The 14,015-nt window shown below is 44.4% G+C and carries 12 protein-coding genes; all 12 read right to left on the bottom strand.

Annotated features, from left to right (window positions below):
• Window positions 1-4: 4 nt before the first annotated feature.
• Window positions 5-2,179: a glycoside hydrolase family 20 protein gene (locus NQ564_RS03230; protein ID WP_008147331.1), complete on the bottom strand. Its 2,175-nt coding sequence runs from the start codon at window positions 2,177-2,179 to the stop codon at window positions 5-7.
• Between the two features lie 429 nt (window positions 2,180-2,608).
• Window positions 2,609-2,953, bottom strand: coding sequence for a 50S ribosomal protein L20 (gene rplT, locus NQ564_RS03225; RefSeq protein ID WP_005635321.1), 345 nt, complete (start codon window positions 2,951-2,953; stop codon window positions 2,609-2,611).
• A 107-nt stretch (window positions 2,954-3,060) separates the two neighbouring features.
• A complete protein-coding gene (rpmI, locus tag NQ564_RS03220) occupies window positions 3,061-3,258 on the bottom strand; it encodes a 50S ribosomal protein L35 (protein ID WP_005635323.1) in 198 nt (65 codons plus the stop codon).
• A gap of 59 nt (window positions 3,259-3,317) precedes the next feature.
• The gene (gene infC, locus NQ564_RS03215) at window positions 3,318-3,932 is read right to left on the bottom strand and encodes a translation initiation factor IF-3 (protein WP_008147323.1); all 615 of its coding nucleotides are present in this window, start codon (window positions 3,930-3,932) and stop codon (window positions 3,318-3,320) included.
• Between the two features lie 33 nt (window positions 3,933-3,965).
• Window positions 3,966-5,921, bottom strand: coding sequence for a threonine--tRNA ligase (thrS, locus tag NQ564_RS03210; RefSeq protein WP_008147320.1), 1,956 nt, complete (start codon window positions 5,919-5,921; stop codon window positions 3,966-3,968).
• A 140-nt stretch (window positions 5,922-6,061) separates the two neighbouring features.
• Window positions 6,062-8,185, bottom strand: coding sequence for a tetratricopeptide repeat protein (locus NQ564_RS03205; protein ID WP_008158551.1), 2,124 nt, complete (start codon window positions 8,183-8,185; stop codon window positions 6,062-6,064).
• 137 nt (window positions 8,186-8,322) lie between these two features.
• Entirely contained in the window at window positions 8,323-8,655 is a 333-nt protein-coding gene (locus tag NQ564_RS03200; protein ID WP_005635376.1) for an acetyl-CoA carboxylase biotin carboxyl carrier protein subunit, read from the bottom strand.
• 24 nt (window positions 8,656-8,679) lie between these two features.
• A complete protein-coding gene (locus tag NQ564_RS03195) occupies window positions 8,680-10,227 on the bottom strand; it encodes an acyl-CoA carboxylase subunit beta (protein WP_008147311.1) in 1,548 nt (515 codons plus the stop codon).
• 24 nt (window positions 10,228-10,251) lie between these two features.
• On the bottom strand, window positions 10,252-10,809 hold the full coding sequence (gene def, locus NQ564_RS03190) for a peptide deformylase (RefSeq protein ID WP_008147309.1): 558 nt from the start codon (window positions 10,807-10,809) through the stop codon (window positions 10,252-10,254).
• Window positions 10,810-10,814: 5 nt separating this feature from the next.
• The gene (gene ruvX / locus NQ564_RS03185) at window positions 10,815-11,237 is read right to left on the bottom strand and encodes a Holliday junction resolvase RuvX (protein WP_008147307.1); all 423 of its coding nucleotides are present in this window, start codon (window positions 11,235-11,237) and stop codon (window positions 10,815-10,817) included.
• Window positions 11,238-11,305: 68 nt separating this feature from the next.
• Window positions 11,306-12,703, bottom strand: a complete 1,398-nt coding sequence (locus NQ564_RS03180; protein WP_008158555.1) for an undecaprenyl-phosphate glucose phosphotransferase — start codon at window positions 12,701-12,703, stop codon at window positions 11,306-11,308.
• 100 nt (window positions 12,704-12,803) lie between these two features.
• Window positions 12,804-13,952 carry an OmpA family protein gene (locus NQ564_RS03175; RefSeq protein ID WP_008158557.1) on the bottom strand — a complete coding sequence of 383 codons (1,149 nt, stop codon included), beginning with the start codon at window positions 13,950-13,952 and terminating at the stop codon, window positions 12,804-12,806.
• Window positions 13,953-14,015 lie beyond the last annotated feature (63 nt).

Genomic DNA, 14,015 nt, shown 5'->3' with positions numbered 1-14,015 from the left:
CAATTTACCATACGACAATCTCATCCGCAAAAATAAAACCGGGATTCGCCCTCGGCGCTTTCAAACGAACATAACGGGCTTTCCAGTTTCCATTGAATGTATATTCCTGAAACAGGAGATTCGGATCATCAGACGGAATCGTTGTCGGAACAATTCCGCAGGAAATAAAGTTTTCACCATCTTCCGAAGTCAACAATTCCACTTGTCCTGGCTGGAACACACCCGGACCGATCAGTTGCATGAAACGGATAGATACTTTATGGATATCCGTCTCCCCTTCCATATCAATCACACAATCCAAATTATCCAAATAACCTTGCCAACGTCCGTCCAGATAAGTCAAGCCACCGCGATAACCATCCAACAGGGCGTTCATCCCTCCGGCCATATAGCCTTCGTAGAGCTTACTATTATAATGTATAGGCTTATTGATGGCCCGATGATAATCCACCTTCTTTTCCGTCGGTGTTCCCTGAAGCACTCCGGCCCGGAAAATAGCGGCTTTGATATGGGCGGAATCTTGTACGACTATCGGTCCGGTGTAAAGGACAGAAGATGCTACCGGAACAGAACCGTCCGTCGTGTAGCGAATTTCCGCCGGATATTTCTCAGCATCCAGTATAACTTCTATCTTTCTGCCTGCCGTATCGACCTGCATGGTCACTTCCAATTCGTCCGAAAGGGTAAAAGTGCGAACCCCCATTCCCTGTAATCGAGAGATATGAGCATTCATACGAGGTTTGAAATCTTCCCATGTCCGTAACTCTTGCGGCGTCCATCCAATCTCAGCTACAGCAAGGGCACGCGGGAACATCATATACTCCAGATGTTCGGGAGTCTGAATATACTCGGTCCAGGTATTAGCCTGCACCCCCAAAATATGCCGGCACTCCTCCGCCGTCAACGAATCTGCTGGGATAGGATCATAGCTATACACCTTCTTTATCGGCGTATAGCCACCGATGGCATATGGTTGTGTCTTCGGATCGGCCTGATAGAAATCCAAATACATATAATTACCCGGCGTCATCACCACATCATGCCCCATCCGCGCCGATTTGATTCCACCGTCTTCTCCCCGCCATGACATAACGGTCGCTTCGGGAGCCAAACCACCTTCCAGAATCTCATCCCAGCCGATCAACTTGCGATCCTTCGAAATCAGAAACTCTTCAGCCCTGTGAATCATGTAACTTTGAAGTTCGTCCACGCTCTTCATTCCATTCTTCTTCATCAACCCCTGACACTTCGGACACGTTTTCCAGGCAGACTTCCCGGCTTCATCACCGCCGATATGTATATATTCGGACGGGAAAAGATCGATCACCTCTGCCAGTACGTCTTCCATGAATGCAAACGACTGCTCGTTGCCGATACAAAAATCGCCGTTCAGGTAAGGCTTACCGGAACAACTCAGTTCGGGATAAGCCATCAGGACCTCTTCGGAATGCCCGGGAAATTCGATCTCCGGTATTATGTTTATATGTTTGGAAGCTGCATGTTTCACAATCTCCCGGATATCCTCCTTCGTATAGTAACCCCCATAAGCGCCCGGCGTTCCTTCCGGCAGATACTTACGGTCACGGCCGTCCCACCACTTCCGCCAATCGGATTCGGTACGAAATGCCGTTTCGGAAGTAAGTTTCGGATATTTGTCTATCTCAATACGCCATCCTCCGGCATCTGTCAGATGCATATGTAGGGTATTCAGCTTGTAAAAAGACATCACATCCAACAATTTCATCACTTCCTCTTTGGAGAAAAAATGACGGGAAACATCCAGATGCAACCCTCGATACCCAAAACGAGGATTATCCTGGATCGAAACACATGGCACCTCTCCTCCGGAATAGAGTTGGCGTAACGTCTGCATTCCATAAAACAGACCGTCCGACGAACCGGCACGGAGGTCAATTCCTTTCGGCGTCACATCCAACTGATAGCCTTCCGGGCTACCGGACCAAGCATCATCGATCACAGTTTTGACACTTTGGGAAGACCGTCCGCCAAATAAAGCAAGACTATCGACCCTGAAGGTTCCTCCGGTCATTGTCATCCGTTCCGGTTTGGGAATAAGATTGACCTGCTGGGCTTCCTTCGGAGAGCAGGCAACCAATAGCAACGAGCAGGCGACAGCCAGCCCGGTTACACAATTGTGAGATTGTTTTGGCAATAACATAAATATTTAGTTTAGTGTGTTTAATTCTTGGAGGGTAAATATACGAAGAAAAAACAGACAAGCTCCTATTTCAAACAAAAAGCTATGCTTTATTAGGCACAAAAAGAGGATATGCCTGTTCTGACATATCCTCCTATGTAAAGAAAGCCGCACCGTAGATATGAACAAACTCCGTATGACAGGATTTGAGTGCTTTGCCATCTTTGTAATCCGCCGTGCTAAGCATGCCCCGAAGGGTGCGGCCCGCCATTGACGACAAGAGCTGTGTCTCGGAATTAAAATAAACTGATGAGTTTCCCAATCGAACATGTGCGGCTAACTCATTTTTCTTATCACAAAGATATGTAATAGGAATGAAACCACCAAACTTTTGACATAAAAAAAGAGCTCCATTTAGGAGCTCTTTTTCCAATTGCTATATAATGTCAATTACTTAACTTTAGCAACGATTGCTTTGAAAGCTTCCGGATGGTTCATAGCCAGGTCGGCAAGAACTTTACGGTTGATTTCGATACCTGCTGCATGCAAAGCTCCCATCAGACGAGAGTAAGACATACCTTCCAGACGTGCGGCAGCATTGATACGCTGAATCCACAATGCACGGAAGTTACGTTTCTTGTTACGACGGTCACGGAATGCATAAGTCAAACCTTTTTCCCACGTATTCTTAGCAACGGTCCACACGTTCTTACGTGCACCATAGTAACCACGGGTAAGTTTTAAAATCCGTTTTCTTTTTGCTCTTGAAGCAACATGATTTACTGATCTAGGCATAATACTAATCTGTTTTGAATGTTAGCGTCATCACTCTCGGATGATCTTATTTTGCTAAATACATTCGGTTAATAAAAATCTTGTAAAACTCGCTTAATTAAAAAAGATTACTTCAAACCAAGCAACTGCTTAACGTTGCTCACGTCTACACTGGCAACCAGGCCTGTGTGAGTAAGATTTCTCTTCTGCTTTGTAGTCTTCTTTGTCAGAATGTGACTTTTAAAAGCGTGTTTTCTTTTGATTTTACCTGTTCCGGTAAGAGCGAATCTTTTTTTGGCACCGGAATTAGTCTTCATCTTAGGCATTTTCCAATATATTTTAATTATTAAACTTTACACCCTCTATCGGGTGGTTTCTTTCTTTATTATTCAGACTCTTCAGTCTTAGGCTTGGGAGTCACGACCACCTTTTTCACTACCGGTTTTGAAACGGCAGGTTTAGGGGTGGCGGCAGCTCCGGCTTTCTTCGGTGTCAGCATGATAATCATACGTTTACCCTCCAGTACCGGCAACTGTTCTACCTTTCCGTATTCCTCCAAGTCATTGGCAAAACGAAGCAACAATACCTCTCCTTGCTCTTTGAAAAGAATGGAACGTCCTTTAAAGAACACATATGCTTTTACTTTTGCTCCTTCTTCCAAAAATCCCTTGGCATGTTTCAACTTAAAGTTATAATCATGATCATCTGTCTGAGGTCCGAAACGGATCTCCTTCACGATCACTTTCACTGATTTCGCCTTCTGTTCCTTCTGGCGCTTCTTCTGTTGATAAAGGAATTTCTGATAATCAGTAATTCTACAAACGGGGGGCGCAGCATTCGGTGAAATTTCAACCAGATCGAGCCCCTGATCTTCAGCCATCTTTAATGCCTGAGAAGTAGGATAAACTCCCTGTTCTACGTTATCACCTACTAAACGAACTTCACGAACACGAATACGTTCGTTGATTCTATACTGTTCTTTCAGACTGTCATTCTTCATTCAAAAAGATTTATTCTCCTCGTTATTAGTTAATTAATTATTATCTTTCTTCCAGTGATTCATCTGTTCCTCTATCTCACCTTTCAAAAGCGCTGCAAAGGTAGCAATTTTCATCGAACCTTTATCACCTTCGCCCTGTTTTCTTACAGAAACTTCATTATTTTCTGCTTCCTTCTCTCCAACAATGAGCATATAAGGGATACGTTTCAATTCTGTATCGCGAATCTTACGTCCGATTTTCTCATTACGGTCATCAACCAGAACACTCAGATCTTCAGCTTCGAGCTGACGTTTTACCTCATAAGCATAATCGTTGAACTTCTCGCTGATCGGCAGGATCGATACTTGATCCGGAGTCAGCCACAGCGGGAACTTACCACCCGTATGTTCGATCAGCACGGCAACGAAACGTTCCATAGAACCGAACGGTGCACGGTGGATCATAACAGGACGATGTTTCTTATTGTCTTCGCCCGTATATTCCAGCTCGAAACGTTCCGGAAGGTTGTAGTCAACCTGGATCGTACCTAACTGCCAACGGCGACCGATGGCATCCTTCACCATAAAGTCCAATTTAGGACCATAGAAAGCAGCTTCGCCATATTCGATCTTGGCTTTCAGGCCTTTTTCCTGGCAAGCTTCGATAATAGCACTTTCGGCTTTCTCCCAGTTTTCTTCCGAACCGATGTATTTATCCCGGTTCACCTTGTCACGCAGAGAAATCTGTGCTTCAAAGTTTTCAAAATCCAAAGCCTTAAAGATAATAAAGATAATATCCATCACCTTCAAAAACTCGTCTTTCAGTTGATCGGGGCGACAGAACAGGTGAGCATCATCCTGCGTAAAGCCACGTACCCTTGTCAAACCGTGCAACTCGCCGCTTTGTTCATAACGATACACGGTTCCGAACTCCGCGAAACGCAGAGGCAGGTCCTTGTATGAACGCGGGAACGATTTGAATATTTCACAGTGGTGAGGACAGTTCATCGGCTTCAATAAGAACTCTTCGCCCTCCTGTGGAGTATGGATCGGCTGGAATGAGTCCTTACCGTATTTAGCGTAGTGGCCGGAAGTCACATACAACTGCTTGCCACCGATATGCGGAGTCATCACTTGCTGGTAGCCGTATTTCTTCTGGATACGTTTCAAGAAATCTTCCAGTTTCAGACGCAACTGCGTGCCACGCGGCAACCACAACGGAAGCCCTGCTCCCACTGCTGTCGAGAATGTAAACAGTTCCAGCTCTTTACCTATCTTACGATGGTCGCGTTTCTTGGCTTCTTCCATCAATGCCAGATATTCGTCCAGCATCTTTTTCTTCGGGAAAGTAATACCATACAGACGAACCAACTGTTTACGCTTTTCGTCACCACGCCAGTAAGCACCGGCAACACTCATTATTTTAACAGCCTTCAAATAAGAAGTATTCGGCAAGTGCGGACCACGACACAGGTCGGTAAACGAACCCTGCGTATAGGTTGTAATCTTACCATCTTCCAATTCGCTGATAAGTTCTGTTTTATACACTTCGCCTCTGTCACCGAACATTTTCATAGCATCAGCCTTCGAAATATCCTGGCGTTTGATTTCCTCTTTCTTCGCTACCAGTTCGAGCATTTTTGCTTCGATAGCAGGAAAATCACCTTCTTTGATAACTGCGTCACCCGGATCCACATCATAGTAGAATCCGTTTTCAATAGCCGGTCCGATACCGAACTTAATGCCGGGATATAATTCCTGCAAAGCTTCAGCCATCAAGTGAGCACTGGAGTGCCAGAATGCATGTTTACCTTCCTCGTCTTCCCACTTGAAAAGTTTGATGGCGGCATCCTGGTTGATCGGACGGGTCAAGTCCCAAATCTCACCATTCACGCTCGCAGCCAGAACTTCCTGTGCCAGACGGGAACTGATGCTTTCCGCAATCTGCATAGCGGTCGTTCCTTCGGCATATTCTTTTACGGAATTATCCGGAAATGTAATCTTTATCATAATCTGTTCACTATAAATTCCTAAAAATTAATTAGGATGCAAATTTAGCATTCTTTTTTTGTTAAACAGAACTTTTAGGTAAAAAGTTCTGCAATATCCTTTTTCATATAAAAATAGCCCTAACCAGGAGAACTATTCCTTTAATTACTTGTCATACGCTTGATAATACTGTAGGCATTGATGATACCCAGCTCTCCGGCTTTGCTCAAATCGGCGATTCCCCGATTGGCATCTCCCTGCGAAAGGCGTGCCAAGCCACGATTGAAATAAGCCTCGGCAAATTCCGGATCACGCTGGATCGCTTCGCTGTAATCCTGGATGGCTGCACGGAAGTCGCGTTGCGCACAACGCAGGTTTCCACGATTGAAATAAGCATATACGAAGCCCGGATTCAATTTGATCACCATGTCATAATCCCTCGTAATCATTTCATGCTCGTAAGCCCGCTTATTGTCTTTCAAGGATGCGGAAGCCGGATCAGATGTTGCCGGAGTACGGACAACCGTCGGATTCTTACCCATCTTAAGGTTCATGCTCATAGCAGAAAAATCGTCTTGTGAGCTGGCAGCCTGCGACATATTATAGTCAAGTTGCTTATACCGGACAACAGCCCGGTTAAAATAAGCCATAGCAAAATCCGGATTCAATTCGATCACCTTTGTATAATCCTTAATCGCTTCGGTAAAGTCCTGTACAAGCATAAAATCCAAAGCCCGTCCGAAATAGGCATCCACATCGTTCGGATTCTTCACTATACGGGCCGAAAAATTATCGATAGATGCAAAATGTACGGCAACCTGGTCTTCCGTAAGGGCGGCTTCTTCATTTGTGATACGCAGCTTACGTTCCAGTACCAGACGGGAATTGTAAGCTTCCACCATCTTATCATAATAAACCAGCTTCTTTACCGGATCGACTTTTTCGTAATACGTCAGGACAAACATCGGTTCCAGATCCACACGCACATTGCGGTCCTGCACGCGTCCACGAATTTCGCTGTTATACTTCGTCTTACGTACCTCTTCTTCATCATACACGACAAGACGGTTGAACTTATCGATATTCTTATCCGACTGTTCACGCGTATTTTCATCCTTTGATGCCGGATCGGCCGATTGCGTACCGGTATTATTGCCATTTTGGGAAGCGACTGCATTTCCCGAAGCATTCCCGTTCTTCTTTTTCTGCTCCATATTATAGGCAGTCCAGTAGTCGCGGTCGGCTCCTACCTCATCATGCATTTTCCGCTTCACTTCCGCACGGCTGTAATAACCGGCCACAAAATTCGGATACTGACGCAACACGACATCGAAATCATGTACGGAACCTTGATAATCTCCCGTCTCGTAACGCAACAACGCCCGGTTATAATAAGCCATATAGTTGTCCGGTTCAATCTCGATCACAACGTCGAAATCTTCGATAGCCCGGTTGTTATCCCCGATCTGTGCCCGAAGCAATCCTCGGTTGAAGCGGGCAATCAGGTTGTGGCTGTCCATGCTGACCACCTGATCATAATCAGCCATAGCACCACGCAAATCCTTTAACTGATACCGGACCAGACCTCTATTGATGTAATAACCGCTCTCACGGGTATTCAGACGAATGGCCTCGTTCAGATCGGCAAGCGCGTCTTTCATATTGTTCATCTGGTAATGCAGGATCGCCCGGTTGCCATAAGCGGGAGCATAGTAGGGGTCCATACTGATCGCCTTATCATAGTCGGCAAGTGCTTTGACCGTATCGCCTTTCTCGGTGTACATCGCACCACGCGTCAGATAGTTCATAGAATATTTGGGATGGGCCACCATCAGTTCATCAAACACCTTTTCGGCCTCCTTAAAATCTTTTTTCTGAATATTGGCTACTGCCATATTCACCAACATCTGGCGGTCTTCCGCCTTAAACTCCAAACCTTTCCTGTAGTCTTCTATTGCTTCGTCAAATTTCTCCTGGCTCTGACGGGCAATACCACGTGCGTAATATGCCTGTACCAGGAAAGGATTCCGCTCAAGACAAAGTGTACAGTCTTCTTCAGCTCCTTTATAATCGTCCAAATTGATTTTTGCCACAGCACGGTAGAAATACGGTTCGGCCAACCAGGGTTTCGATTTGATGACCTGATTGAAATATTGTATCGAAAGAACATAGTCCTCAAAATACAAGGCGTTGCGCCCGATAGTCAACACACGATCCGTATTAATTTGTGCAAACATGGCTAACGAACACAGCTGGAATATAAATAAAAGAATCGCTTTCTTCATCTATTATAAAAATATTCAACATTGATCGGTCGCAAAAGTAAGTAAATAATCTTAGCCATTAAAACCAATCTATAAAAAAAGCTTTCACGGACTGCAAAACAGTGTGAAAGCTTTCTATATTTACTTACCTCAGTTATTTACTTCGGCTGAATCTTAACCATCAAATGGTCCTTTGGGATCTTATCACCTTCCGTTACACCCAGTTCGACAATCGTTCCGGCAACGGGAGCTACCACCCGGTTGTACATCTTCATCGCCTGGTGGATCAGAAGCAACTGGCCGGCTTCGACTTCCTGCCCTTGCTGTACCTCCACTTTAACGATCGTTCCGGGAAGATGAGAAATCACATCACCGACAAAGGGCTTATGCCACATTTTACGGTTCTTATATTTTGCAGTCAGCGTCGTCTTGTATTTGCGGGCCGTTACTACAAAATCCACATATTCGTTATCTTTCTCTTTCTTTTCCATATTCAAAAGTTTTTACGGCGTTAATTAGAACGGAGGCAATCCGTGCTTCTTAGCCGGTCTGTATTCTTCTTTCAATACAGAAAGTTTAAGCGCGTGAAGCAACAATGAACGTGTTTCTTTCGGCTCGATAACAGAATCGATGAACCCTTTGGACGCAGCTACATAAGGATTTGCAAACTTCTCGATATATTCCTTCACCTTTTCCTGGCGCATTGCATTCTGGTCTTCGGCTTCCATGATCTCCTTGCGGAAGATAATATTGGCAGCTCCTTCCGGTCCCATCACCGCAATTTCCGCACTCGGCCATGCAAACATAAAGTCCGCACCTAAGTGGCGTGAGTTCATGGCGATATAACCGCCACCATAAGCCTTACGCAAGATAACCGTGATCTTGGGAACTGTCGCTTCGGAATAAGCATACAATACTTTTGCACCGTGACGGATCACACCGGCATGTTCCTGGTCAACGCCCGGCAAATAGCCCGGCATATCTTCCAACGTGATAATAGGAATATTGAAAGAATCGCAGAAACGGATAAAACGTGCTGCCTTATCGGCACTGTCGCAATCCAACACACCTGCCAATACCATCGGCTGGTTAGCAACGAAACCGACAGTTTCACCGCCCATACGGCCGAAACCGATCACGATGTTGGCTGCCCACAACTCCTGTACTTCCAGGAAATCGGAATCGTCCACAATACATTTGATCACGTTACGAACGTCGTACGGCTGCTTCGGATCTGCCGGAACCACATCTTCGATGTTCATTACCGCAGCGGGTTCCTTCGACTCTGCCACTTTCGCACGTTCCTGGTTATTCCAAGGGATAAAGCTAACCAAACGTTTCACCTGTTCGAAACATTCTTGCTCGCTCTGTGCATAGAAATGAGCGTTACCGGTTGTTTCCGCATGAACGCGTGCACCACCCAAGTCTTCCATAGAAATATCTTCACCCAAAACGGTCTTGATCACATTCGGACCTGTAATAAACATCTTGGAGATATTCTCTACTACAAATACGAAGTCTGTCAGAGCCGGAGAATATACGGCACCACCGGCACAAGGTCCCAAGATCAACGAGATCTGAGGAATAACACCGGAAGCAATTGTATTGCGATAGAATATTTCACCATAACCCGCCAATGCACCTACACCTTCTTGGATACGTGCACCGCCCGAGTCGTTGATACCTATAATCGGACATTTCATTTTCAGAGCATGATCCATGATCTTCGTGATCTTACGTGCATGCTGCAAACCCAGCGAACCACCGGCAACCGTAAAGTCCTGTGCATAGATACAAACCGGAGCACCGAAGATCGTACCTGTACCTGTAACAACACCATCACCTGGTAAATCCTTCTTATCCATACCGAAATCACGACCATCGTGCTTCACGAACAGGTCATATTCGTGGAAAGAATTCTTGTCCAACAAGGATAGAATACGATCACGGGCAGTCAATTTACCCATCGCGATCTGCTTTTCGATAGCAGCTTCGCCTCCACCCATCTCAACGACGGCTTTCTTTTCCCTGAGGGCCTGAATGTTTTTACTTAAATCTGTCATACTGATTAGTTAATAGAGTTCTTATTACTTACCAACCGCTTTTGCTTTATAGGAGCAACGGGCTGAACCTTTAATAATACTATTTAGTTTGCTTTTATTCAACTGGCGGCGGATTCCTGAAATATTATCTATGAATACATGGCCTTCCAAGTGTTCACACTCATGCTGCACGACACGGGCTGCAAAACCCTCCACCGTCTCTTCATGTTCTTTCAGGTCTTCATCCAGATATTTCACACGTACTTTTACCGAACGGGCAACTTTCTCGTGCACCCCCGGCAGACTCAGGCAACCTTCTTCCATCGAAACCTCTTCTTCGCTTTTTTCAAGGAAAACCGGATTGATCATCGCACGTTTGAAACCTTTGCATTCGGGAAAATCATCCCCCATCACGTCTGCGTCGATTACCAAAAGACGCAATGATAAACCGACCTGCGGAGCGGCCAGCCCCACACCATCGGCATTGTACATCGTTTCAAACATATTGGCTACCAATTGTTTCAGATCCGGATAGTCCATCGGAACCTCTTCAGCCTCTTTTCTCAGTACGGGCTGTCCATATAAATATACTGGTAAAATCATAACTTTTATAACTGATATTTCTTATTTTCCAAATATGACTGCAAGATAATAACCGCACTAATCTCGTCCACCAATCCTTTATCTTGCCTTTTCTTTTTCTTCAATCCTCCGTCCAGCATTGCCTTATGTGCCAAAACGGAAGTAAAACGTTCATCGTAATACTCTACCGGAATATCCGGAATGGTCCGTTTCAGATGTGCCACAAAAGCCTCCACGTATTTCATATTTTCTGAAAGTTCGTTGTTCATCTGCTTCGGAAGCCCGACTACAAACCGTTCAACGGGTTCGCGTGAAACATAATCAGCCAGAAACTTTGTCAGTTCACCGCTCGGCACAGTTGTCAGTCCGTTTGCAATCATCTGCAAGGTATCTGTGACCGCCAGACCGGTACGTTTCCGGCCATAATCAATTGCTATAATCCTTCCCATCGGGCACAAAGATAACATAAATTCAGTTTCCAATTACACATATATACAAAAAGTGTGCAATTTAATACTTAATATGCGTTCTTTTCCCCCTTGAACATATTGAGAACCGTTACGACTATAATCTTAAGATCCAAGAAGAAAGACCAATTCTCGATATACCAGACATCCCGTTTCACACGTCCTTCCATTTGTTCCAACGTTTTCGTTTCTCCTCTGTAGCCTGTCACCTGCGCCCAACCTGTCACACCCGGTTTAACCAAGTGGCGAACCATATACTTATCGATCAGCGCAGAGTATTGCTCAGTATGTTTCAGCATATGGGGACGCGGCCCTACGACCGACATTTCTCCCCTCAGCACATTAATAAACTGGGGAAATTCATCCAGATTGGTTCGGCGAAGAAAATCTCCGACCTTTGTCTTACGCGGGTCGTCCTTCACAGCCTGCAGGGAATCAGCCTGCGCGTTCACCTTCATCGTGCGAAACTTATAACACCTGAAATCCTGCCCATACAATCCCGTTCTCTTTTGCTTGAACAAGATCGGTCCCGGAGAACTTAGTTTGATCATGATACCGACCACGATATACAATATCGGGAATATAGTCACCAGAATTACAGTTGAAAAAAGAATATCAAACGCACGTTTCAATGCCCGGTTGTAGGCCGCCTGCAAAGGCTCGCGGCGGACAGTCATTAAAGGAATGGACTCCAAGACCTCCATCACAAGACTCTTCTTCAAGTTTCGATAGAATTCCGGCACGATATAAAAGCGGATCATGTGTTTTTCTGCAAAATTCAGCAGGCGTACGATCTTTTCATCATTCGTACCCGGCAAAGTACAATAGATTTCATCCACATCATTTGCCAGCACAAAGCTTTCCACCTCATTCGTCATTCCTAAATAATTCGGCAGAACAGATTTCAAGGACAGGTTATCATCAAAAAATCCCAGAATATTGAAACCATACGACAGATCATCCTTCATCACCTTATACAGTTCCATACCATTCTTTCCGGCCCCGACAATCACGATCTTCTTAAAGTTGTATCCTTTCCGTCGGTACATCTTCAAAGTCACACGTACAATAACACGCCACAAGGAAAATATAACGATCGTCACAACATAATAAATCAACAGGAAAGTCGCCAACACATCCCCGACATTCAGGAAAATCAGGCAGGTGGCAAACAGGAAAGTCATAATCGTAACCAAAAGGAACGCTCTCTGCACAATCTTGTCAATAAAGACAATGGACATATGCAATTGCAAAGGGACAAAATAGAGGGAGAAGAAATAACAGAAATTCAACAAAAGCACCACCTCACGCAAACTTTCGGCGATAGCAGATGTATATAAATTATTCAACCCATAATAGACAATAAAAAAAAGAAGATTCAAAACGATCAAATCCCCAACGCCTATCAACCATTGAATAAGGTAACCATGTTTTTTATTTAACTCCATAACAACGCGCTAAAATCATGCAAAAATAAGCATTATTTCCGAGCAAAAAAAAGGCTGCACACGATTATGTACAGCCTTTCGGGATATAATTAAAAATTAATTAATTATTTGCAGACATGATAACAACGCGATTCCAATTGTTTTCATTGTACGGTTGAACATCAGAACCCTTCCATTCGATTGTGATCTGGCTGGAAGAGATACCGTATTTATCGATCAGTTCCTTAGCAACGGCTCTTGCACGTTTTTCAGAAAGTTGCATATTGTAAGAACCTGTACCTGTTTTCTTATCAGCATAACCGATAACCTTGATAGGCACATTGTTATCTTTCATGAACTGTGCAGTATTGAAGATGCTTACCTGCTGGTTCTTATCGATCTTAGCGCTATTGATACGGAAGTATACCACATTGTCTACATAGTTGTTAACAACGTTAGTTACAACTTCTTCACATTCAGGACAAGAAACCGGACGTTTGCTCAATTCGTCGTTTTCAGCACGCAAAGCGTTGATCTGGCCATTCAGGTCGTTCAACAAAGCGTAATCCATCGGTTCCAATACTTCGAAATCAGTCTTACCCAGTTTGAAAGTCAAACCTGCGCTCAACTGTCCGATACCGTCAGTCAGGTGATACATAGAAACACGGTTAAACTGTTCGTTCAGCAATGAACCCTGAACTTCAACGTTTAAATCCACACGCTTGCTCAAACGGAATGCTGTCAGGATACCGAAATTAACCGTCGGAGATTCTGTTCTTGCAATGCTTCTGTTTTCTTCAGAGTTTTTGAAACGCTGTGCGTAACCAAGACCGACCCACGGAATCAAACGGAACACTTTCTTCTCGTTATAAGGAGCCCAGAAATTAGTCACATCCCACAACAAATCAGCATGAGCAGCTGCATATTTATTGTGCTGCATAAATGTAGCACCTGTGTTTTCAAAACCATGTAACACACCCCCATTTAACTGGAGACGCAAAGCTAAATACGGATTAAACCATTTACCGAAAGAGAACTGAGGAGCGAAATTCAAACGATTCTTAAAATCGGCTTCGCTGTTCTGATCACCAAATAAAACACTTGCGCCACCAGCAATAGAGATAAACCAGTTGTCGCCTGCTTTGTTCTTTTTGAAGTTCGTTTTATAACCCGCTTCGTTACTAAATCCAACCTGCGGTTTAAATTCCTGTGCAGACACAGAGAAAACAAAACCTGATAACAAAGCTAAAAGTAATACTTTAGTCTTCATATTCATCAACATTTTAATTAAACAATCAATTACCTATAATCTTGCTCAAATATATCGCAAAAT

Origin of the sequence: Parabacteroides johnsonii DSM 18315, assembly GCF_025151045.1 — a bacterium.
Lineage (GTDB): Bacteria > Bacteroidota > Bacteroidia > Bacteroidales > Tannerellaceae > Parabacteroides > Parabacteroides johnsonii.
This window is presented reverse-complemented; position numbering and strand designations above follow the sequence as displayed.